The sequence below is a fragment of the Ectopseudomonas alcaliphila genome (assembly GCF_900101755.1).
In the GTDB taxonomy this organism is placed as follows: Bacteria; Pseudomonadota; Gammaproteobacteria; order Pseudomonadales; family Pseudomonadaceae; genus Aquipseudomonas; species Aquipseudomonas alcaliphila.
Map to the genome: position 1 here is coordinate 45,477 of NZ_FNAE01000009.1, position 20,043 is coordinate 65,519.

General features: G+C 62.7%; 26 protein-coding genes. 4 read left to right on the forward strand and 22 right to left on the reverse strand.

Annotated features, from left to right (window positions below; all coding sequences use genetic code 11):
• Positions 1-7: 7 nt before the first annotated feature.
• Together recA and BLR77_RS21485 are read right to left on the reverse strand one after the other, a co-directional pair.
• Positions 8-1,051: a recombinase RecA gene (gene recA, locus BLR77_RS21480; protein ID WP_074681633.1), complete on the reverse strand. Its 1,044-nt coding sequence runs from the start codon at positions 1,049-1,051 to the stop codon at positions 8-10.
• Positions 1,052-1,138: 87 nt separating this feature from the next.
• The gene (locus BLR77_RS21485; RefSeq protein WP_074681635.1) at positions 1,139-1,639 is read right to left on the reverse strand and encodes a CinA family protein; all 501 of its coding nucleotides are present in this window, start codon (positions 1,637-1,639) and stop codon (positions 1,139-1,141) included.
• A gap of 109 nt (positions 1,640-1,748) precedes the next feature.
• Between BLR77_RS21485 and BLR77_RS25865 the strand changes: the two genes are divergently transcribed.
• Positions 1,749-3,053 carry a methyl-accepting chemotaxis protein gene (locus BLR77_RS25865; RefSeq protein WP_074681637.1) on the forward strand — a complete coding sequence of 435 codons (1,305 nt, stop codon included), beginning with the start codon at positions 1,749-1,751 and terminating at the stop codon, positions 3,051-3,053.
• Between the two features lie 467 nt (positions 3,054-3,520).
• Here BLR77_RS25865 and umuC read toward each other — a convergent pair whose 3' ends face one another.
• Positions 3,521-4,792, reverse strand: a complete 1,272-nt coding sequence (umuC, locus tag BLR77_RS21495; protein WP_074681639.1) for a translesion error-prone DNA polymerase V subunit UmuC — start codon at positions 4,790-4,792, stop codon at positions 3,521-3,523.
• Entirely contained in the window at positions 4,785-5,222 is a 438-nt protein-coding gene (locus tag BLR77_RS21500) for a LexA family protein (protein ID WP_394328070.1), read from the reverse strand. The genes umuC and BLR77_RS21500 overlap by 8 nt, the downstream gene beginning before the upstream one ends.
• A gap of 99 nt (positions 5,223-5,321) precedes the next feature.
• Between BLR77_RS21500 and BLR77_RS21505 the strand changes: the two genes are divergently transcribed.
• The 3 genes from BLR77_RS21505 (at position 5,322) to BLR77_RS21515 (ending at position 6,853) form a co-directional block, all read left to right on the forward strand.
• Positions 5,322-6,020: an SOS response-associated peptidase family protein gene (locus tag BLR77_RS21505; protein WP_074681643.1), complete on the forward strand. Its 699-nt coding sequence runs from the start codon at positions 5,322-5,324 to the stop codon at positions 6,018-6,020.
• 196 nt (positions 6,021-6,216) lie between these two features.
• The gene (locus BLR77_RS21510; protein ID WP_074681645.1) at positions 6,217-6,426 is read left to right on the forward strand and encodes a hypothetical protein; all 210 of its coding nucleotides are present in this window, start codon (positions 6,217-6,219) and stop codon (positions 6,424-6,426) included.
• 46 nt (positions 6,427-6,472) lie between these two features.
• On the forward strand, positions 6,473-6,853 hold the full coding sequence (locus BLR77_RS21515; protein WP_202907456.1) for an Aca2/YdiL-like domain-containing protein: 381 nt from the start codon (positions 6,473-6,475) through the stop codon (positions 6,851-6,853).
• A gap of 22 nt (positions 6,854-6,875) precedes the next feature.
• On the opposite strand, the gene BLR77_RS21520 is transcribed toward BLR77_RS21515, so the two are convergent.
• The 18 genes from BLR77_RS21520 to BLR77_RS21600 form a co-directional block, all read right to left on the reverse strand.
• Positions 6,876-7,343: a DUF2514 family protein gene (locus BLR77_RS21520; RefSeq protein WP_074681647.1), complete on the reverse strand. Its 468-nt coding sequence runs from the start codon at positions 7,341-7,343 to the stop codon at positions 6,876-6,878.
• On the reverse strand, positions 7,340-7,894 hold the full coding sequence (locus BLR77_RS21525) for a glycoside hydrolase family 24 protein (RefSeq protein WP_074681649.1): 555 nt from the start codon (positions 7,892-7,894) through the stop codon (positions 7,340-7,342). The genes BLR77_RS21520 and BLR77_RS21525 overlap by 4 nt, the downstream gene beginning before the upstream one ends.
• A 62-nt stretch (positions 7,895-7,956) precedes the next feature.
• Positions 7,957-8,109, reverse strand: coding sequence for a hypothetical protein (locus tag BLR77_RS25510; protein ID WP_156085553.1), 153 nt, complete (start codon positions 8,107-8,109; stop codon positions 7,957-7,959).
• Positions 8,110-8,144: 35 nt separating this feature from the next.
• Positions 8,145-8,597 (reverse strand): hypothetical protein, encoded by a 453-nt coding sequence (locus BLR77_RS21530; RefSeq protein WP_074681651.1) that lies wholly within the window; start codon positions 8,595-8,597, stop codon positions 8,145-8,147.
• Positions 8,594-9,199: a hypothetical protein gene (locus tag BLR77_RS21535; RefSeq protein ID WP_074681653.1), complete on the reverse strand. Its 606-nt coding sequence runs from the start codon at positions 9,197-9,199 to the stop codon at positions 8,594-8,596. Before BLR77_RS21535 ends, BLR77_RS21530 begins: the two co-directional genes overlap by 4 nt.
• Positions 9,199-9,882, reverse strand: coding sequence for a hypothetical protein (locus BLR77_RS21540; protein WP_074681655.1), 684 nt, complete (start codon positions 9,880-9,882; stop codon positions 9,199-9,201). The genes BLR77_RS21535 and BLR77_RS21540 overlap by 1 nt, the downstream gene beginning before the upstream one ends.
• Positions 9,883-9,886: 4 nt before the next feature.
• Positions 9,887-10,453, reverse strand: coding sequence for a hypothetical protein (locus BLR77_RS21545; protein WP_074681657.1), 567 nt, complete (start codon positions 10,451-10,453; stop codon positions 9,887-9,889).
• A gap of 12 nt (positions 10,454-10,465) precedes the next feature.
• Entirely contained in the window at positions 10,466-10,687 is a 222-nt protein-coding gene (locus BLR77_RS21550; RefSeq protein ID WP_074681659.1) for a hypothetical protein, read from the reverse strand.
• Positions 10,671-11,258: a hypothetical protein gene (locus tag BLR77_RS21555; RefSeq protein WP_074681661.1), complete on the reverse strand. Its 588-nt coding sequence runs from the start codon at positions 11,256-11,258 to the stop codon at positions 10,671-10,673. Before BLR77_RS21555 ends, BLR77_RS21550 begins: the two co-directional genes overlap by 17 nt.
• A gap of 29 nt (positions 11,259-11,287) precedes the next feature.
• Complete coding sequence (locus BLR77_RS21560; protein ID WP_074681663.1) at positions 11,288-11,581, reverse strand: hypothetical protein; 294 nt, start codon at positions 11,579-11,581, stop codon at positions 11,288-11,290.
• A gap of 3 nt (positions 11,582-11,584) precedes the next feature.
• The gene (locus tag BLR77_RS21565; RefSeq protein WP_074681665.1) at positions 11,585-12,049 is read right to left on the reverse strand and encodes a hypothetical protein; all 465 of its coding nucleotides are present in this window, start codon (positions 12,047-12,049) and stop codon (positions 11,585-11,587) included.
• 7 nt (positions 12,050-12,056) lie between these two features.
• Positions 12,057-13,658 carry a hypothetical protein gene (locus BLR77_RS21570; RefSeq protein WP_074681667.1) on the reverse strand — a complete coding sequence of 534 codons (1,602 nt, stop codon included), beginning with the start codon at positions 13,656-13,658 and terminating at the stop codon, positions 12,057-12,059.
• Complete coding sequence (locus BLR77_RS21575; RefSeq protein WP_074681669.1) at positions 13,651-14,091, reverse strand: hypothetical protein; 441 nt, start codon at positions 14,089-14,091, stop codon at positions 13,651-13,653. The genes BLR77_RS21570 and BLR77_RS21575 overlap by 8 nt, the downstream gene beginning before the upstream one ends.
• A 2-nt stretch (positions 14,092-14,093) precedes the next feature.
• Positions 14,094-15,815 (reverse strand): hypothetical protein, encoded by a 1,722-nt coding sequence (locus tag BLR77_RS21580; protein ID WP_074681671.1) that lies wholly within the window; start codon positions 15,813-15,815, stop codon positions 14,094-14,096.
• A gap of 3 nt (positions 15,816-15,818) precedes the next feature.
• Positions 15,819-16,331, reverse strand: coding sequence for a hypothetical protein (locus BLR77_RS21585; RefSeq protein WP_074681673.1), 513 nt, complete (start codon positions 16,329-16,331; stop codon positions 15,819-15,821).
• A gap of 39 nt (positions 16,332-16,370) precedes the next feature.
• Positions 16,371-19,052, reverse strand: a complete 2,682-nt coding sequence (locus tag BLR77_RS21590) for a tape measure protein (protein ID WP_162275024.1) — start codon at positions 19,050-19,052, stop codon at positions 16,371-16,373.
• A 197-nt stretch (positions 19,053-19,249) separates the two neighbouring features.
• Entirely contained in the window at positions 19,250-19,561 is a 312-nt protein-coding gene (locus tag BLR77_RS21595) for a hypothetical protein (RefSeq protein WP_074681677.1), read from the reverse strand.
• Positions 19,562-19,616: 55 nt separating this feature from the next.
• Positions 19,617-19,982, reverse strand: coding sequence for a hypothetical protein (locus tag BLR77_RS21600; RefSeq protein WP_074681679.1), 366 nt, complete (start codon positions 19,980-19,982; stop codon positions 19,617-19,619).
• Between the last annotated feature and the right edge of the window lie 61 nt (positions 19,983-20,043).

A 20,043-nucleotide genomic window follows, 5' to 3' on the forward strand; every position in this document is an offset into this window, starting at 1 on the left:
TAGCGACTTAGAAGTCGACTTCTGCGTCAGCCAGATCGGCAGCCGGCGCCTTGGCCGGAGCACTGCTGACCAGCAGTTTCTCGCGAATCAGGCCTTCGATCTCGCGCGCCACTTCCTGGTTTTCTTCCAGGTACTTGGCCGCATTGGCCTTGCCCTGACCGATCTTGTTGCCCTTATAGCTGTACCAGGCACCCGACTTCTCAACCAGGCCCTGCTGCACACCGAGGTCGATGACCTCGCCATTACGGTAGATGCCCTTGCCATAGAGAATCTGGAATTCGGCCTGACGGAACGGCGGCGCGACCTTGTTCTTGACGACTTTCACACGGGTTTCGCTGCCCACGACTTCCTCGCCTTCCTTCACCGCGCCAGTACGGCGGATGTCCAGACGAACCGAGGCATAGAACTTCAGCGCATTACCACCGGTGGTGGTTTCCGGGCTGCCGAACATCACGCCGATCTTCATACGAATCTGGTTGATGAAGATCACCAGGCAATTGGCGTTCTTGATGTTGCCGGTGATCTTGCGCAGCGCCTGGCTCATCAGACGCGCCTGCAGACCGACGTGCATGTCACCCATTTCGCCTTCGATTTCCGCCTTGGGCACCAGGGCTGCCACGGAGTCGACGATGATCACGTCGATGGCATTGGAACGCACCAGCATGTCGGTGATTTCCAGCGCTTGCTCACCGGTGTCCGGCTGCGATACCAGCAGATCATCGACGTTGACGCCGAGCTTGCCGGCATAGTCGGGATCCAACGCGTGCTCGGCATCGACGAACGCGCAAGTCGCGCCAAGCTTCTGCGCTTCGGCGATCACCGACAGGGTCAGTGTGGTCTTACCAGAGGATTCCGGGCCGTAGATCTCGACGATACGCCCCTTCGGCAGACCGCCGATGCCCAGGGCGATATCCAGACCCAGCGAACCGGTGGAGATGGCCGGAATGGCCTGACGCTCATGGTCGCCCATGCGCATGACCGCGCCCTTGCCGAACTGCTTTTCGATCTGACCCAGGGCAGCCGCCAAAGCGCGCTTCTTGTTCTCGTCCATTACCATCCTCACGTATTAACAAGGGCCTCGAGGGCCGCCAAGAACTGTATAAGTAGCCAGTATTATTCCACAGGGCAAGTCGCCCGCCTACCCCATAAACGGATTTTCCTCTGCCAGCAGGCGCAGAAGCCCGGCCAGCGCGGTCTCGACCGTTTGTCGGCGCACCTCGTCACGGCTTCCAGGAAACTGCTTGCGCACACTGAAAAGGCGCTCGCCATCCCCCCAGGCCAACCACACGGTACCAACCGGTTTTTTCGCAGAACCACCATCCGGCCCCGCCACCCCACTGACCGCCACTGCATAGCGCGCACCGCTATTGGCCTGCGCGCCACGCACCATCGCTTCGACCACCTCCTGGCTCACGGCGCCCACACTGGCGAAAAAGTCGGCGCATACAGCCAGCTGCTTGGTTTTCTGGGCGTTGGAGTACGTCACATATCCGGCCTCGAACCAGGCCGAACTGCCTGGTATGCGAGTGATCGCCTCGGCGATACCGCCGCCGGTGCAGGATTCTGCAGTGGTCACCTGGGCAGCTTGCGCCTTCAATGCTGCACCCAGTTGTTCGGCCAGTTGGCTGATTCTGTCCATATCCGTTCCTCACTCATCGAACGGCAAACCCTACACAGCTTGACCTGCCAGTGGAAACGGCAAATTTCGTCTACTGTTATCACGGGCTAGGTGCAAGAGGGGCACTGCAATGTGGCTGTCACGGAATAAGAAGCACAGGGATGCAGCGGACCCGACAACGGCCGAGCTGCAGGCAATCCGTCAATCGATGGCGATGATCGAGTTCACCCCGGATGGAATCATCCTCGATGCCAACCCTGCCTTTCTCGGCGTAGTGCACTACCGCCTAGAAGAGATCGTCGGCCAGCACCATCGCCTGTTCTGCTCTCGCAGCCTCAGTGAAAGCCTCGCCTATCAACAGTTCTGGCAGCGCCTGCGTCAGGGCGAACATTTCAGCGATCGCTTCCCCCGGCTGACGAGAGACGGCCAAGAGGTCTGGCTCGAGGCGACCTACATGCCGATCCGGGATGATCAGGGCGCAGTGGTCAAGGTGATGAAGATCGCCACCGACATCACCCGCCAGGTAGCGGCCGAACACATGCACGAGAGCTACATCAAGGCTATCGACCGCTCCATGGCGGTGATCGAGTTCAACCTCGAGGGTGAAGTGGTGAGTGCCAACCAGAACTTCCTCGACCTGATGGGCTATCGCCGCGAAGAAGTGATCGGCCAGCATCACCGACTCTTCTGCCTGCCAGAGGATAGCCACAGCGATGACTACCGTCAGTTCTGGGCCCGCTTGAACAAGGGCGAGTTCATGTCCGATCGTTTTCGCCGCGTCACCAAGCAAGGTCAACAGGTCTGGCTGCGCGCCACCTACAACCCGTTGTATGACGCCAACGGCCGTGTCTATGGCGTAGTGAAATTCGCCAGCAACATCACCGCCCAGGTCGAGCGCCGCGATTCGGAGGCTGCTGCCGCCCAACTGGCTCATGACATCGCCAGGGAGACAGACGTTTCCGCCGACCACGGCACGCGCACAGTGGCACAGACCGTCGCGGTGGTCGCCGACATTGCCAGCGACCTGGCTGACGTGGCCGAACAGATAGAAGGCCTTAACAAGCAATCCGAGCAGATCACCAGCATCGTGCAGGTGATCCGCAGTATCGCCGACCAGACCAATTTGCTGGCACTCAATGCGGCCATCGAAGCGGCACGCGCCGGCGAACAGGGCCGCGGCTTCGCAGTGGTGGCCGATGAAGTACGTCAACTGGCCTCACGAACCAGCCAGGCCACCCAGGAGATCAACGGCGTCGTTCAGCAGAACCAGAACCTTACGCGCAACGCAGTGGCCAGCATGGCCACCACGCGAGAGCGTGCGCGCACGGGCGTAGACCTGGCCAACCAGGCCGGCGAGGTGATCCGCGAGATACGCAGCGAATCGCAGCGCGTGGTCGAGGCTGTGGCCCATTTCTCGGTGACCTTTACTGACTGAAGGGCACCTTTTAAAAACTACCTGCGTGGTCATCACGGCGTTAAAACAGGCTCAAATGCTCATCTACAGCTCGTGAACTCCGTTTTATCGCCTGTTTTTGCCTTGTGCTGACTGCCTCGGCTCCGTTTTCAAGGGCGCCCTGAAGGGTAATTGCGTCAGATTCGCAGCCCACGTGAGGGACGAAGTATGGGAAAATTCCCGGCTTCGTCACACCCACCGCACGTAAGGCCCGGCATGACCGATCTCTCCGCACACACACCGATTGTGCCGGGATATCTGACCGTTTTGCATGCCAAGCGCGCATTTACTGGCCTACGCAGGGTGTTTCGCTAAAGTCGTCCATGTCTATATCGGCATCGGGGGTCATAGAGTGGCGTATGGTTTGCCCCAAATTTGCCCCAGCCAAATCGCAGACACAAAAAAACCCGGTACCGCAGGGACTCCCCACGGCACCGGGCCTTTCACCATCATCTAACCTCCCACAACGCCTGCAGGTCGGTTGTAAAGCTCCGACTCATCATCTCCCGCTTCATCCCCCACCCTGGCGTCGGCGGTACCAATGCCGGCCGCAGCGTCCCCCTCCCCCACTTCGCATTCACGGCATCCAGCACCGCCATCACCTGGCGGGATGCTTCAGGCTGGGTCGGGGCGAACAGGTCGTCGGTGTACTCGCCGCGCTGGCAGAGATCGAGCAGCAGCACCTCGGCCTTGCTGAAGGCGAAGCCCGGGCGATACACCTGCTCCAGGCCGGCCAGGGCGGCTTGGGTGATCAGTCGGGTGTCGTCGCTTGGGTACGGCAACTCGCACAGCACGCCGCGGGCGAACTTGGGTTCATCTGGATTGAACATGCCGGTGCGGATGCTCACCCGTACCCGCTTGCACACCGAGCCCTGCCCCCGCAGCTTCTCGCTGGCCCGGGCGGCGTATGTGGCCACCGCTTCGCGGATCGGCGGTAGTTCGTGCAGGCGTTTGCCGAACATACGGCTGCAACAGATCTCCTGCTTCGGCGGTGCCTCGCCGTCCAGCTCCAGGCAGGGTATGCCGCGCAGCTCCCGCGCGGTCTTCTCCAGCACCACGCTGAACTGCTTACGCAGGGTCCATGCGTCCGCCGCGGCCAGGTCGGCAGCTGTCTTGATGTTCAGTTCACCCAGGCGAGCAGTCAGCCGGCGGCCAACGCCCCACACTTCACCGACCGGCGTGGCAGCCAGCAGCTTGGCGCGGCGCTCCGGGTCGCGGATATCGACTACACCGCCCGTCTGCTTCTGCCAGCGCTTCGCCGCATAGTTGGCCAGCTTCGCCAGCGTCTTGCTCGGGCCAATGCCAACACCGGTCGGGATACCGGTGCACGCCAGCACCTGGGCGCGTATCTCCCGGCCCAACGCATCGAGATCACCCAGCACCCCGGTCAGCTCGGCGAAGGCTTCGTCGATGCTGTACACCTCCAGCGCCGGCACCAGCCCCTCGATCACGGTCATCACTCGCTCGCTCATGTCGCCGTACAGCGCATAGTTGGAGCTGAACGCCATCCCGCCGGCCGCTTCGAACGCCTTGCGGATCTGGAACCACGGCTCGCCCATTTTGATGCCCAGCGCTTTGGCCTCGCTGGTGCGGCTGACCACACAGCCATCGTTGTTCGACAGCACGACGATCGGCACCCGAGCCAGGTCCGGCCGGAACACCCGCTCGCAGCTGCAGTAGAACGCATTGCAATCGACCAGCGCGAACACCCGGTCAGCCACAGTGCCGCCCCTGCCGGCACAGGCCAACGTAAACACCCCACACCTGAAAATCTTCGGCCTCAAGCACGTAGCGCGGCGGGTACTTGGGATTTGCCGAGAGCAGGATGACCTGGTGCTGGTCACCGCCCAGGATCTTGAGCAGCGGTTCGCCGTTGACGCACGCGATCAGCACGTCGCCACGCTTGGCCTTGGCCGCTTTGTCGATCAGCACCAGGTCACCATCGAGGATGCCCACGCCCTGCAGGCTGTCACCGCCCACGCGCGCCAGGTAGATCTGCGGGCGATGCAGGCCGAACAGTTCGTCGAGGGAGATACGTTGCTCAATGTGATCCTGGGCCGGGCTGGGGAAGCCGGCCGGCACACTGGGGAGGAAGTAAGGAATTTCGGCGCCGCCAGGAGCGACAGGGCCGAGGATACTGACGCTGGCCAAGGGCATTACCTAAACTGACACTGTATAGATAAACAGTATTTGCATTGACACGCGCGGCGTCAATGCCATGCTGATGGCGAGCGACAGGAGGACGAGAGAATGTGCGGAAGGTTTGCCCAGTATCGAAGCATGCGCGACTACCTGCGCGGACTCGACAGCGAGCAGGACGTCATGAGCGGCTGGGAGGGTGAGCCGATTCAGCGCTACAACGTCGCGCCCAGCACCCAAGTGCAGGTGCTGCACAGCACGGGCGGCCACCTGGTGGTGGCCGAGGTGAGATGGGGATGGGCGCCCAACTGGGCGCGAGGGAAGATGCCGCCGCCGATCAACGCCAGGCTAGAGAAGGTGGCCACCGGCAATTTCTTCAGGCAGATATGGCAACACCGCGCACTGGTCGCGGCAGATGGCTGGTTTGAATGGGTGCAGGACGAAGACAACCCGAAGATCAAGCAGCCCTATTACATACGGCTGCGCAGTGGCGACCCGCTGTTCTTCGCTGCGATCGGCAAATTCCCACCGGCCGGTGGCGAGGCTGAGGAAGGTGACGGCTTCGTGATCATCACCGCCGACGCCGAGGGCGGGATGATCGACGTGCACGACCGCCGCCCGGTCGTGCTCAGCCCCGAGCTGGCCCGCGAATGGATCGACCCGGACACCACGGCGCACCGCGCTGAGCAGATCCTTCTGCACCAAGGCACGCCCAGTTGGGAGTTCGAGTGGTTCCCGGTCGACCGGGCGGTGGGTAATGTGCGGAATCAGGGGCCGGAGCTGATAAAGCCTCAGCAGTCGGACTCGTAGGAGGCGACACCCTCGCCGAACGCGATCTACCCCACCCGCTACCAAGCACCGGACACAAAAAGGGCAGCCGTTAGGCGCCGCCCATTCAATTGCCGACGAACGGCAAGCTTTACTTATTGCATTGTTCGCAATCGCGAACAATAATAACACCACGCTTACGAAATAGTTCGAAGCGCCCCTACTGAGGACTACCGAAATGACCACTATCTCCATCGCCTACGAAGTACCCGCCTCCACTGTCGAAGCCATCCGAGCCATGCTCGATGAGACCGCGCTCCGCGACGTGAACTGGAACGGCGCAGACTTCAAGATCGTCCGCGACGACTTCACCTGCATTGAAGGCAACGAAAGCCACGAGGCCGTCGCCCTGCTCAACCAGATTCAAGACATCATCAGCGGCCAGTAATCGACCAGGCCCCGCCAACTTAGGGGCCTTTGCTTTGGAGCACGCCATGCGCGACGCAATCACACCGATGAACAACCTAGAACTGCAGGCCGCCCGCAAACTGCTCATGATGGACGTAAGCGAGGCAGCAGAATCGATTGGCAGCGTCACCCCTCGTACCTGGCAATACTGGGAAGCAGGACGAAGCACGGTGCCGACAGACGTCGCACTCGAAATAGAAGCACTCCTTGAAATGCGAATGGCGCGCATGAGCGACATTGATGCCAAGCTGGCTGACCTGCCCCAAGGTGGACGACTGGAATTGCCGTACCACATCAGCTTCGAGAGCTACATCGCCGCCAACCCAGGCGCGAACAAAAAGCTCTGGCGCATAGATCAGAGCATCGCAGCCATGTACTACACCGAAGGCCACGCTGATCTGATCTGATGCATCGTAGGCAGAACATGCTCTAGCTGCCCTTCACTCCGTCGTAGGTTCGCTCGCAGGTGAGGCCTTTAATCCTGCGTCCGTCAGCTTCTGCCGCCAGCCATCGACCTTCTGATTCCATCTCTCCAAGCAGCTCGGCGAGCAAGGCGGCGGCGTCTTCCCTTGCCGTGCGCTCGCCGGCAGTTCCGGCATTACAGGTAGCGAGCTGGGTGGCCAAGCTGCTGGCTTGCTTACGCAGCCCGTCAGCAGCAGCCCCAGCATCAGCAGCGCGGCGCTGCAATTCTTCAAGTTGGTCATGACCTATTTGCCCCTCAGCGTCTGCGACGCTCTGTTGTTGCCGCTCGACAACGCGAACGATGGTGACGGCATCGAGCTGGCTCTGGGCGATCCCCTCGCCCAGCCGCCAGCCGTTGACCTTCCAGCCGGCCAGGAAGGCCATCGCCGCGATGATGCCCAGCAGCGTCGCCCGGTCTGCCAGCGCGGCGATCACGCAACCACCCCGCCACAAACCGTGAACATCGCCAGCAGATCCTGCTCGTCGCACGGCTCGGCAGCGCGTTCGTCTGCGTAGATCTCCAACAGGTTTGCCAGGGCGTGCTCGCGCTGGCCGTAGCCAGCTCCGGGCAGGCTTGCCCAAATCGGCGCAGCCAGGGCGATGGCATCCGCAATGCGGCCGGCCTTGATCGCCGGCAGCGCCTTGCACTCGGTCAGTAGCTTCACGGCAGCCAAGTCCTGGGCTTCTGGAATAAAGCGGCCCTTGAAGCCATAGACCCGAACGATTGCCCGCCAGGTGCGGTGCAGGAACTGGTAGCGGCCAGCTGCGGTCGACGCGATGCCATAGCGCGGCAGTTGAATCAGACGGTTCGGGTGCTGGGCGTAGTCATTGAATGTGATCAGGCGCCCCGGTAGTGAGCCAACGATGACGTTATAACCGTCGTCGGACTGCGCCAGGATCTTCTCGCCCAGCTCAGACCAGGCGAGCATATCCAGGAACGCGAGCACGTTCGCACCGCCCACCTGGGCGGCAGAGATTCGAGCCATTGGTTTTCTCCAGACACAAAAAAGCCCGCTCGGGGCGGGCTTGGGTTATGAGGTGCTTCAGTTCAGTTCGGCGGCGCTTCGCACACCGTGCCGATCATTGCAGCAGCGGCGTCGAAACCTTCGTGGTAGCCGAGGTAGGTGCCGACCATCAGGCATAGGCCACCAATGGTGAACAGTTCGAGAACGACGCGGGGGCGGATACGCAGTGTGGGCATGTGGATCTCCTTATCCAGTTCAGTGAACCCAAAGCCTAGATCAGCGCGGCAGCGTGCGCCAGGCCGCGCCGCTCTTCCAGCCATCCGCACAGCTCGCCAATCGTCCGCGGGCTGTAGCTGGCTGGGCTGGGCAGGCCGAGGGCGGCGGCGCACCATTCGCTGCAGAATGCGGCGTGCTCTACCTGGCGATTGCGGTTGAATATCTGGCTCATGATCAGTGATGGCCAGCCGTAGCGGTCTTGGTCGGTGCGTTCGAAATGCTCGAGCACGGCGGCGGCATCAGCCCAGGGCAGTTCGATCAGGTCCCAGTGATCGGCGCCAGGGCCGATGCGCTTGCGGCGCACGCCTTTGTCCATCACCGAACTGCTGTAGCAGTAGTCACCCACCACCAGCTCGCAGTGGCTGTACTGGCTGCGCGTCCACCAGCGGATAAGGGCGTTGCCGAGCTGGCCGGGGCCTTTGTAGAGCGCCAGTTTCACGGTCGTCATGCCAAGGCTTCCTTGAGTTGCTCGGTAGGCGTGCCCATCACCGTTTGCTGCAAGGCGGCGAGTTCCTGCCATACCTCGGGCGGGAGTTGGTAGTCGAGCTGTGGGTTGCCGCCGCCGCGGATTGCATCCTCATAACCCTGTCGCCGGCCGGTGAGCCATGCGGACATGATCACGAACTGCCGCGCTTTCAGCAGGGTGCGGCGCAGATACTCGTCGCGCTCGATGCCGCGCACCGCAGCTGCGCGGTCGATCCATGGCGTGGGCGCTGCAGGGTTATCCAGCCATGTGCGGGACTCCTGATCTTGAGTCGGCCAGGTGTCTTTCTCCATCTGCGGATAGTCCGCCGTCAGCGCGCGGGTGGCGGTTTCATAAGCACCGTTGTTCAGCGCCAACCGCAGCGCCTTGACCTCAGCCGGCGTTGGTTCCGGCTCGGGTTCCGGCTCAGGTTCCGGCAGCGGACCAACGACGAACTGGCCGTCAACGATCTGCACGTGCTCACCGGCCAGCATGCCTGCCAGCCCCTGCTGATACTGCTGCTCGGTAATTTCGATCCCACCCTCAATAGGGTCATGACTGAGGCGGCCCTCTGCGGCGTATGGCATTAGCGAATCCTCTTGTAATAGTCCCGGCCAAGGCTTTTGATGCGGGTTTCGTTTGCTGTACGCGCTACGCGCGAAGCGTCGAAATCAACTGTAATTCCGTCGATCTGCGCGCCCGTCCCGGAGCGGCTCATAATCGAAGTAGTAACTCCGCTTTTACCGATGGCCCCAGCTACCCCTGTGGGGATGGCTGTAATTTGCTGCTGATTTGTGATCGATCCCGTGATGTTCTGCAGCGCATCCGCCTCCACCGTCCCGCTACTACCCGGCCGAATAGATCGCCGCTCAGTATTGATCAGCCGCACCGTCTGCCCATTCATCGGGCTGCCGGCATCGTTGATCACCGCCGTGGCCTGTACCAACGGCGCTGAGCCGCTCACGCTCTCAGACGTCAACACGCCCGTGTTGTAGCTGTCAGAAGCGGTCAGCTTGATATAGCGATAGTTCGGGTTGTCGGTCGGCGGGATAGCAACGCCTGTGGTAGTGGCGTCGATTGGGAATTCGGCGCCAATCGGGATGAACTCCCACACGTCTATCGAGCGATTCAACGGGTACGCGACGATAGTCCCCGAACTGTTCGTGACGTAGATATCGAAGCCAGAACCCGCACGCACGTAGTAGATCGAATTGGCTTCCAGTGTGCCGGGCAGCGAGGCGACGTACTTGTGATGCTTGATCACCGCCATAGGATCACCAGTTGTTCGTGGCCCAGCGAGTAGTAACGCCCTGGCCGTTGTAGGTCAGCCCGTCAGTGTCGGCACCCAGCAGGTCTAGCGTGGCCTTGTTCGAGTGGCTGTGCGCCTGGCTTACAGAGCTATCGATCTGCGCTGGCGTGGAGCTTGGCCCGTCAACGATATCCGCCCAGTTGAGCACCACGTCCATGGACTCGTACTCGGCAACCTTGTAGGTCTCTTCGGCCGTGGCGTCATAGGCATACAGCGCCGAGCCGACGTCGACGGTCGGATCACCCGATGCATCGATCACCAAGATCATCGCGTTGGCGTCAAGTGTGGCGATCAGCGCATCACGGGCGGCGATGTCCGCGACAATCTGCACCGTGCTGGCAGCGCCCGACCAGTTGGCCAGGGCCTCGCTGATCAGCGCATTGATCATCGCCGAGTTACCAACCGCGCGCGCCACGCCGGTACTGTTGGTCAGGTAGCTCTCGGCATAGCTGCCGTTTTCGACGTAATAGAACGAGTCAGGCTGCAGGGTGCCCGGCAGTGTGGTGACCTTGAAGAAACGAACTTGAGCCATAGGGCCTCCTGATTACCATTCGGTACCGCCCCACTCAGTGGGCGGCACGTAGAGCCCGTTCGGGCGGTTCTGAATCTGGTTGTTTGGGTCGGGGCTGATGGTCGCGCCATCAACCCCGTTACGCCCCGGCGGCCCTTGCGTCCCAACCGCGACCACAATGGCCGGCGCGGCCACTGGCTCGCGCACCAGCACAAACGGCGCGCCGAGCACGAGCACATCAGGTGCAGCAGCCATGGCCACCCCCTCGGCGAACGGTCACCGGGCCGTCGAGCCAGCGGTCTACGTCGCCGTTCTGCCATGTGATGTCGAGCGTGTAGGTCACGCCATCGAGTGGGATGGCCGTGCTCTGCTCTGGCGTGAGCACGATGTTCACTCGACCCACGCCCAGCACCAGCAATCCGCCGTTTGCGGTGGTCAGTTGCAGGCTGTAGCCGGGGCCGGTGAGCGTGAGCGCTGCGGTGGCATCGGCGAGGTCGACACCAGGCTGATACACCAGCCAGCCGCCGCGGGCGTTCTGCTCAGCACCGTTGAGCGCGTTGATTTCCACCGTGTAGGCATCCACCACGCCGACCATCCACGGCGCCTGCTGTGGTGGTTGGCGGTTGAGCGCAGTGAAGCCACTCACACCCTCCACCCAGCATGGCCACTCGGCCGGCAGGTCGTGCCCAGGCACGGCCAGTAACAGCGATGGAGTTTTCTGCACCTCGCTGATGGCGCGGCGTTCCCAGCGCGGCTGCAGCAGGTACAGCGGTTTGCGATTCGTTGCGCCCGGGATGATGGGCAGGTCTAGGCAGGCCGGCTGCATCGCTGGCTACTCCAAAATGTCGATAGGGTTTACTCAGCTGGTACTAGCGCCAGTTCCTGCCATGCCCAGGTTTCATCGTTCGGGCGCACGGTGATCCACACGCGCGGCGGGCCGCCATACATAGAAGTGCAAATAACCGGGCGCTCTGGCACTGTTTCTGGCGGCTCGCTGTTGGTGGTGATGTAGCCCAAGTTTCCGACAATGAGCCACTGCCCATCCAGGGAACAGAGGTGATGATTGCCGGCATTGTCGATCCAGTGAGAGCCCGGGGCCGCATCCTCGGGCGGCATGCTGGTTTGATACGTGTGCTGTACTGTTTCCATCTGTCATGCTCCCGTTACAAGATAATTTTCGGCACCGTCAACCAGGGCCAGGCCTTCGCCGTCAACCAGGGCGCCGTCAGGCAAGCCGCCCGCTTCAAGGGCCGACACCCGCTCGAGCAGGTCGTTGACGTGATCAACCAGCGTTGGCACCTGCGCGGCTTGCGCCTGCAGGCCGGCCAGCAGCGCAGCAGTCACACCACAGTGCACAACCGAGCCACTGGGCCATACCTGCGCTGCCGTGCCCTGCTCGCCGCGCAACAGCTCATAGCCGGAATCAAGGCCAACCAGCCGCACCACCTCCAGCGCGGGACCGCTCAGCGGATCGAGCGCGCTGACGATGCACAGCGCATACTCGTCGCCCTCGGCCAAGGCCAGGCGGGTAATAGCCTCGCCCGGGATCGGCAGTTCAGTACCGCCGGACGGCAGCTCATCGGTGAGCGCGTAGCACCAGTTATCGATGAATCTCATGGTCACCTCATATGAGCCCGAGCAGCGCCTGGCCGCGCAGGTCACCGCTGAAATTGGTCAATTGTTGGTCGAGCGGGTTGTAGGCCGTGAACTGGGCGTAGACGCGGCGCGACTGCCGGCTAATGCCGATCGGCGAATCGGTCAGAAAAAACTGGTTGTCGCCCCGCAGCCCCGCTGGCGTGTAGCAGGGCCAGCGCTTGCACTGCACTTCTGTTCGCGCTTCGTTGAAGCGCGTGCGGGCCAGGGTCGCTAAGCTCCATCCGAATTGCTCGGGGTAGATTGCGCCGGCGCTATCCGTGGCCGTGCCGACCACCACGCCCAGCAACACAGGGTGCGTCGGCGAGAGCGCTGGAGCGGTAGGCGGAGTGATCGGGAAGTCATATGTGAAGGTTAAGGTGATGCCGTCCTGATTGAGCTCATTCAGCGTGGTGATCGACCATGTTGGCGGCAGGCTTGACGGCTCGATAGTGCTGCCGGTCATGGTCCAACGGATCGAGCCGGTAGCGCTGAGCGAGCCAACGGTGATGGTCTCGCGAATCTCGCTCACATCGCTGAGTGAGGCGCCCAGGAGGATGGTGTCTGTAGTCGTGCTGCCGGTCGGGTTGCATTCATTGTCATAGGTGACGATGCGCAGATACTCACCCGTCGACTCATCTGTCAGGGTTGCCGTTCGCTCCCACTCATAGCGGTAGTTGTATCGCACCAGCTCTACACCACCGCCGGCTGTAAACCACGCGGTGAGCAGTCGCCCCGTCACGCCCACCTCGGCAGCGCCAGAGCCCACGGTCGCCGCAGGAGATGGGTTTGACGGGGATGGCGGGCCAGGGGTCAGTGTTCTCGCACCAGGTCGGTAATCCCGAGTAATGCCGCACGCACCGGACTCCTGTTCATTTGGCGGCGTTGGCAGGTGCATTGTGCTGAACGTGCCGCTATCGCCGGTCATGTAGTACGTGCCGAGAGCGTCGGTACGCGACGAGATCAGCGAGAGCGTCAGCGTAGGCGCCTCTGGCGTGCCGCCGATATCGAGCCGCAACAACCCCAACAGTACCTGACCAACGCCGGAAATTACCGGCGTAACCCCGAGCAGCATCGAACGCCCATCCGGCGTTACGTCCATTGCTGAGTACGTATCGATTGTCGTGGGCGGCGTCCAGCCGCTAACCGGCGGCTGGCCAGCGCCCTGGCCAATGCTGGCGTTTGTGAAGCTACCGGTATTGACGGTTACAGCCGGCAATAGCTGGCCGGTGGCGGGGTCGTAGCCGCGCAGGGTGAGCACAAACCCAGCGATCGGGTCACGAATGATTCGCGCGCGACACACAACGCCGGCGAGCAGCAGCGGGCGCCAGTTCACCAGGTCGCAGGGCTGCAGGGATCGCCCGAGAAACTGCCCGCCCTGGGCCGCGATCTCGGCAGGGGTTTCGACATCCGGCCGGCCAATGTCCCACAGCGCGGCTGGGCGATAGCGTGCGCCGAGCCAGGCTCGGTCAAGGGCTCCGCTACTGCCAAGCGGCCGCAGCCTGGTGCCAGCGCCGCCAGCGCTGAAAACCGCCCCGTGCCAGGGCGTGCCGAACCACAGTGGGCGGCCCAAGAATGGGTAATTACTATCCATCAACGATCTCTGCGTAATTGAACACCGCCGGGGCGCCGTTGGCGTCGGTCATGGTCACCACCGCTGGCATCCGCACAGCCATGAACGTCGAACCGTCCGTGCTCTGAATGATCACAGTGTTCTCGTGATACGTGCGGGTGCCTGGTGTCTCAGTGAACGGGCTGGCGACACCGCCGCCACCACCGCCTCCCGCCGCCTGGTACTCACCGCGCCCAACCTGTGGCGCCACGCTGCCGCGCGGGGCCAGATCCGGCAGCGGCTTGCGCTGCCGGGGCTGGGTGACCAGGGCATTGATGTCATCGACCTCTGCCCTGCCCGTCCGCCGCTCGATCATCGCCTGGCCACCAGCACGGCGGGCAACCTCGCTGGTGCCCTGGCGGCTCTCGCGCATGCGCCGCGCAATATCGGCGCGCTGTTCTGCAAGGGTGGTCATGGCTACAGCTCCAGCAAGTCGTTCGGGATGCCTACGCGGTAATGCACGGTGACAGCGCCGGTTCGCTCGTCGCGGTAGATCTCGGGAATCTCCGATGCCTCAACGTCGAAGCGCCGCGGGAATTTCGGCGCCGTCAGGTCGTCGGCGACATCCCAGTTGCCGGAGAATCCGAGTCGGTTGTCGTTGTATGGCTCGATGGGCGCACCCGAAATTGGGTCGTTCAATCTGCCGCCCAGTTGCGTCGGCACCCCGCCACCGCCAATCGGCAAAGGCGCAAGGCTGGTGTCCGGCCGCGCCGGGGTGGTCAGCGCATCGCTCACGCCACCGCCGCGGCTGATGGCCACACTCAGCGTGGTCACCGCCGTGCCGGCCTCGATGTCGATACGGTGCTGGATACGCCTGCACTTACCCTGCGCCAGGGCGCGATCCTCGAGACGCAGCGTGTGCACCAGGTCTACGCCCAGGGCGAGATCGGTGGGCACTTGCCAACTCAACGTCGTGCCGCGATGCGCGCTCAGCAGCTCAACGGCGCCACTGCGCAGCAGGGTTTGCAGCGCGGCAACACGGCGCGGTTCCTCTGCGAGGTCGGTCGAGCCGGTGCCGTCAGGCTTGCCGCTCTCCCACTCATCCGCTGCGCTGTTCTCGATTGCCACATTGCCGGAGTCGCGGGCAATCACGCGCGTGGCCTCGCTCTCCCCACCCGGGGCGGTCAGCACCAGCTTGTAGTTCTCGGTGACCTGCTGCGTCCAGCGCCGCCCGCCAGAGGCGATAGCGCTTAGCCAGAGGTTGTCGAACTGGTTGATCCACGCCACGCCATCGCCGCAGGGGTTGCCCAGGCTCAGCGGCAACTTGAAGCCGCCCACCCGGCCGACCATCGTCAGCCCGGCACCGGTGACAGCGCCCTCGATCATATCGGTGGTGGGTAGCTCGCTGGTCCAGGTGCGCCACTGGCAGAACCCTGGAATGCCGGAACTGCCGTATTCAGGGTGGGACCAGGTGAACAGCTGCACGTGCTGCCAGAGGCGCGGGTAGCGGTAACTGGCATCTACCTCCAGGCGGTTGGTGGCCGCGCCAAGCGGCTGCAGGTCGATCTGCACCGTCTCGAACAGCGTGCTGCCGAGGCCGAACACGAAGTGCGGCGTGGTAGCGGCGCCCCATGGCGTCACTCGCGGCACGCCGTCAACCGAGCAATCCAGGCTCGCGGCGCGGCTCTCCATACGCTCCTGCGCATAGTCCCAGCGACTGCGCCCCGTGGTGGGCTCGAACAGGTCAGCGGACCACACGCCGCCGGTCAGCGCGTCGATGGCAGCGATGCTCATGCCCTCGATACGCTGCTGCAGCTGGTCGCTGCAATCGCAGGCCAACAGTCGCCACGTAGGGTCCCACTCCGGCATTTCGAGGCGGCCGGTGAACAGGCGCGCTTCGGTGATCACCCCGTCGCGGTCGCGGCTGATGAAATCCAGCTGTACCGGTTTGCCCTTCCAGTCATCCGGCACAACAGGGCCAGGCGGCTGGTAGAGCACGAACCCCGCCACGGCGGCGGCGCCCTCTTCCCGGTCCACGTCGAGCGTGCCAGTTACCTGGCCGGTGAGGTCCATCCCGTCCACCAAAAGACGCACACGCCAGTTGAACGCCTGGCCGCGCACCACATACACGGGCTCGTAGGTAGAACCCAGGGCGACAGCAAGCGGACCGCTGGCGAGCGGTTGAGCTCCGATCAGCATTTTTCAGGCCTCTTGCCAGGTGGTTTGCCAGCTGTGGGTATTGCCGCTGGAATCCTGGTTCTCGCTGGGGCGCTCGCAGAACACCGAAAACACCGGCAACCAGCAGGCGCGGTACTGCGTTGCGCCAGCGAGGGCGGTCAGCGTGGCAACGCCATCGTCAACGCTGCAGGTGGTAGGCACCCAGTCACGGCCAACCAGGGCCAGGCCCCACGGCGCGAAGTCAGGGCGCGGGGTGCTGGTGAGCGTGTAGACCAGGCCAGCGCCGCCGATGGCTTCGACCTTGGTGCTGCGTAGCTCCAGCGGCAGGCTGTAATCCAGCCCAACCAAACCCGGTGGCATCCAACCCTGGCCGCTGATCGTGCCTTGCATCTTCGTCCAGTGCGTTTGCTTCACGGCCGCACCGTCACTCATGCGCAGCACGTTGCTGCCGGCGCCGAGCGGCTCCAGCGTTTCGACTGGCGCGCCCGAGTGCAGCACGAGCTCGACACCGCCGAGCATGATCCGTGGTAGAGACATTCAAGGGCTCCAGATAAAACGAAGCCCGCGCGGGGCGGGCTATTTGCGGCGGCTGCTGCCACCGAATTTCGCGGCGAGGCGACGGAAGTCCTGAACGGCCTGGCGGCTGCCCTCCAGCTGAATGACCTGATCGCCGCCGAACGTGAGGTCTACGCCAATACGCTCGCCAACACCGCCTTCCAGTTGCTGCTGAAGCGCAGGCGCTAGCGAGGGGATGGAGGGCATGGCACGTGGGGCGACGATGCCGCCCATGTCGTAACCGCGCAGGCCGCGACGCATGGCCTCGACCACGGCAACGCCGCCGGCGCGAGCAATGTCCAATTGCGACCACACCACCTCGCCACGGTGCACTACGCCTGCGGGCTCCAGCCGACCACCTGGGCCGGTGTAACCGCCGCCGGCGAAGCCTGGGACAGTTGGCGCAGCGACCGGCGTTCCAGGGATGTCAGGCATAGCGACACGCACCGGAATCACCACTTCTTTCTGGCTCAACTGCGCAACCAGAGATTCGATGGTAGAGCGCACCTGCTCAATAGTGGCTTCGTCGGTCTTCACCGAAACCGGCATATCCTTCAACTGTGCCGCCTGGTCTTTGAGCTGCTGCATCTCGGAGCGGATGCTTTTCAGCTTGTCCTCGGCATTGCTCTGCTCCAGATCGTTGGCAGCCAGCTCGATTTGCTGCAGCTCCTGAATAAAGCCACGGAAGCCATATGTGTTCTCACCGGCCGCCGCCAGGTCCTGCAGCATCTTCAGCGCCTGCTGCGCCAGGCGCTGCGCGCCTTCCACATCACCATTGGCCAGGGCATTGCGGGCGCCGATTTTCAGGTTCTGCGCGGAGCTGTAGCTGGCTTCACCGGTACCACCCAGGCCGGCCAGCGCCTCCTGATACCGCTGCTCGATCTTCAGCCGCTCATCCCGAACTTTCTGCAGGTCTGCGGTGGCCTTTTTCTCAGCCGCCACCAACTTCTTGGCGCCATCCTGAGCTGCCTTGATTTGCCCTTGCCTCAGGGTTTCAAGCTCGCCGATGTACTTCCTGTAGTCACCCAAAGCAGCGTTGTTCTGCCGCTCCGACTCCGCCCGACGTTCCTCCTCGATCTGCCGCTGCTCATCACTCATGCCCGAAAGCTCAGTGACCAACAAAGCGCGCATCGCGACCAGGGCCTGGCGTTGCGCCTGCAACTCCTCTTTCGAATACCAGAGGCCAGACAGGGTGCGGTTAAAGCCGGTACCAGCCAGGCTGCGATCAATATCCTTGATCTGTTGATCGAGCTTATCCAGCTCGGCAACGGAGCCGGTAGCATTCGCGGCGATAAAGCCAATCCGCTTGCCCAGATCGACGAACTCTGAACCACCCTCTGCTGCGGTAGCCGCAAGGGTGACCAGAGCGCTCGCCAGCGCAACCAGGTTATCGACAACCACCGGGTCAGAGATGACCTTGGTAAGCTCCTCAATAGCGCGAATCAGCGGCTTGGTATCAGCGCTGCCAATTGCCTCTTCCCAGGCGTTGTTCAAGCGAGTCAGAGCGTCGCCAACTGTCACTTGCATGCTATCGACAGCCTCACCGAGGCTATCGACCTGGCTGATAAGCGCAGGCACCCAGACGTCCGTGGTCAACTCACCATCCTTGGCCAGGCCGGCCAGCTGCTCACGCGTCACCCCAAGCGAACGGGCCAAGGCATCCGCGAGTGCTGGCGTGTTGCGGATCACAGCGTTGAACGCGTCGCCCTTCAACTCGCCGTCTTGCAAGGCCTTGTTGATTTGGTCGATAACCGTGGCGGCGCGCTCTCCTTTTGCGGCGCTGGCTACCAGGCCAAGCCCGAGGGCCTCGGTAAGATTCAATGCGTCCGCATTGGTGAAGCCACGCTCACGTAGCACCGACAACGACCCGATATACAGCTCGGCGTTGTTCTTCATGTCGGTATAGGTGCGGTCGCTGATCTCGCGCAAACGTTCCATGCCTTGCGCGTGCTCGGCCTGCGACTCGGAGGCCAGCCGGATACGATCGTTGATCTCTACCCATTGGTCAGCGGTATTGGTAACGCCTCGCAGGCCACGACCGGCGGCATACAACCCGGCAAGCACGCCAATACCCGAAAGTGCGCCCGCTCCACGACGCTGCTCAGCGTTCATGTCGCGCAGGGCCTGCTGCGTCTCCCGCACGCGCGTTGTCAGGCTGCGCTGCGCGACGGCCAGCTCCCGCGCTGTCAGGTTCCCTGACGAGCGCAGCAGCTGGTACTGCCCACGCAGGCGCCCAATCTCAGCCTGCAGGTCCCGATAGCGGCTCACTCCCAGATTCTGCCGAGCGCCCTCGAGGTTGGAGGCGCGTTGCTCGCGGGTCAACTGCGCCAATGCTGCCGCCTGGGCGCGGATTCCGCTCACCGCCTGCTCGCTGCGGCCAGCGCCAAGCGCGCCTTGCAGCTCTTTGCTAAGGCGCTGCTGCTCGGTGACCAGGTTACGGGTATCAATGCCCGCGGCTTGCAACTCGCGGCGACGTCGGGCCAGCTGCTGCTGGGCCGTGCCCTCGGCGCGCTCCAGGCGCCGCAGCTCATTTACGGCATCGCGGTACTGCGCCGTAAGCTGTTTGCTCGGTTCGGCAGTGCGCGCCAGTTCATCACCCAGCTCACGCACGCGGTCACGCGCCGAGCGCGTTTGCCGCTCAGCACCCTCCAGGCTGCTTTCCAATTCACGGAAGGCGTTCACCTGCTTCAGCGGCTTGGCCAACTGATTAACCAGCCCCTGATATTCCTTGCTCAGGCTGCCAATGCCCTTAACAGCATTGTCGACGTCCGCAACCAGCCGCAGCTCAACATCAGCCATACATCACCCCTTGATTGCGTGCAGGAACAGGGTCCACGGATAGGCCCAAACGCCATGATGACCAAGCCGCACCAGCTGGCAGGCCAGCTTATCCAGGTCTCTCAGGCTTGCTTCAGCGGGCTGGCTACCTTGGCCAGCATGCGAAAAAAACTGGGGTTGGCCTCCTTGCAGCCTTCCACCAGCACCTCCAGGTCACTGGGCAGCATTTGCTCAAGGTCGACCAGCTTCAGGCCTGTGAATAACGGCAGGTCCGGCAAGCGCACATCCTCGAGCAACAGCTCATCGATTAGGTCATTACCTGGCGTGGCTTGCAGCAGCCCGCGCACCTGAGCAACGGTCAGCTCCATGCAGCAAACGCGCGTACCGTCGCCGAGGGTTTTGATAACAGACTTACCGGTAGTGCCTTCGCTCATCTCAATCCCCGGGCAATAAAAAACCCGCCGAAGCGGGTTGTGTGTTGATTTGGGCCTAGCCTTTCAGCCTGATCAGCTTATTAACTGCTCGACCAGTACACAGCAGTCGAACCTTGTTGCCATCGACGAAGGCCACTTCTGCTGCGTTGTGTTTCTCCGAAACGAAGCCGCCAAGCGCACCGATCAGCAGGCCAGCTACCAACCCAACGCCGCCTAGAAAAGCGGTCAGAATCAGCCCCAGCAGCAATGCGCCGATCAGCGCACTACCCACGCTAAAGCGCTTTTCGTTCACCTGGTCGACTTCGACGCTTTGAATCTGCGCCGGTGTATAGCTGGCCTTCTTGGACGACTCGATATGCAGCTTGCCGCCGCCAATGAAGGCCGAGCCCTTTATGCCGAATGTCCCTGCAATGATCTTCATGTTTCCTCCTATCGACTGGAGGGAATCTAGCCCATCATGCTGGACACGAAAAGCGGCCATC

Bases quoted from the DNA above. Each gene is read 5' to 3' on its own strand.
- BLR77_RS21575 (WP_074681669.1), bottom strand. From the start codon at position 14,091: ATGACCACCCTTGCAGAACAGCGCGCCGATATTGCGCGGCGCATGCGC.
- BLR77_RS21585 (WP_074681673.1), bottom strand. From the start codon at position 16,331: ATGTCTCTACCACGGATCATGCTCGGCGGTGTCGAGCTCGTGCTGCAC.
- BLR77_RS21535 (WP_074681653.1), bottom strand. From the start codon at position 9,199: ATGCCATACGCCGCAGAGGGCCGCCTCAGTCATGACCCTATTGAGGGT.
- BLR77_RS21570 (WP_074681667.1), bottom strand. From the start codon at position 13,658: ATGGATAGTAATTACCCATTCTTGGGCCGCCCACTGTGGTTCGGCACG.
- BLR77_RS21560 (WP_074681663.1), bottom strand. From the start codon at position 11,581: ATGGAAACAGTACAGCACACGTATCAAACCAGCATGCCGCCCGAGGAT.
- BLR77_RS21540 (WP_074681655.1), bottom strand. From the start codon at position 9,882: ATGGCGGTGATCAAGCATCACAAGTACGTCGCCTCGCTGCCCGGCACA.
- BLR77_RS25510 (WP_156085553.1), bottom strand. From the start codon at position 8,109: ATGCCCACACTGCGTATCCGCCCCCGCGTCGTTCTCGAACTGTTCACC.
- BLR77_RS21485 (WP_074681635.1), bottom strand. From the start codon at position 1,639: ATGGACAGAATCAGCCAACTGGCCGAACAACTGGGTGCAGCATTGAAG.
- BLR77_RS21565 (WP_074681665.1), bottom strand. From the start codon at position 12,049: ATGAGATTCATCGATAACTGGTGCTACGCGCTCACCGATGAGCTGCCG.
- BLR77_RS25865 (WP_074681637.1), top strand. From the start codon at position 1,749: ATGTGGCTGTCACGGAATAAGAAGCACAGGGATGCAGCGGACCCGACA.
- BLR77_RS21505 (WP_074681643.1), top strand. From the start codon at position 5,322: ATGTGCGGAAGGTTTGCCCAGTATCGAAGCATGCGCGACTACCTGCGC.
- BLR77_RS21515 (WP_202907456.1), top strand. From the start codon at position 6,473: ATGCGCGACGCAATCACACCGATGAACAACCTAGAACTGCAGGCCGCC.
- BLR77_RS21600 (WP_074681679.1), bottom strand. From the start codon at position 19,982: ATGAAGATCATTGCAGGGACATTCGGCATAAAGGGCTCGGCCTTCATT.
- BLR77_RS21550 (WP_074681659.1), bottom strand. From the start codon at position 10,687: ATGGCTGCTGCACCTGATGTGCTCGTGCTCGGCGCGCCGTTTGTGCTG.
- BLR77_RS21555 (WP_074681661.1), bottom strand. From the start codon at position 11,258: ATGCAGCCGGCCTGCCTAGACCTGCCCATCATCCCGGGCGCAACGAAT.
- BLR77_RS21525 (WP_074681649.1), bottom strand. From the start codon at position 7,894: ATGGCTCGAATCTCTGCCGCCCAGGTGGGCGGTGCGAACGTGCTCGCG.
- BLR77_RS21595 (WP_074681677.1), bottom strand. From the start codon at position 19,561: ATGAGCGAAGGCACTACCGGTAAGTCTGTTATCAAAACCCTCGGCGAC.
- BLR77_RS21530 (WP_074681651.1), bottom strand. From the start codon at position 8,597: ATGACGACCGTGAAACTGGCGCTCTACAAAGGCCCCGGCCAGCTCGGC.
- BLR77_RS21545 (WP_074681657.1), bottom strand. From the start codon at position 10,453: ATGGCTCAAGTTCGTTTCTTCAAGGTCACCACACTGCCGGGCACCCTG.
- BLR77_RS21580 (WP_074681671.1), bottom strand. From the start codon at position 15,815: ATGCTGATCGGAGCTCAACCGCTCGCCAGCGGTCCGCTTGCTGTCGCC.
- recA (WP_074681633.1), bottom strand. From the start codon at position 1,051: ATGGACGAGAACAAGAAGCGCGCTTTGGCGGCTGCCCTGGGTCAGATC.
- BLR77_RS21510 (WP_074681645.1), top strand. From the start codon at position 6,217: ATGACCACTATCTCCATCGCCTACGAAGTACCCGCCTCCACTGTCGAA.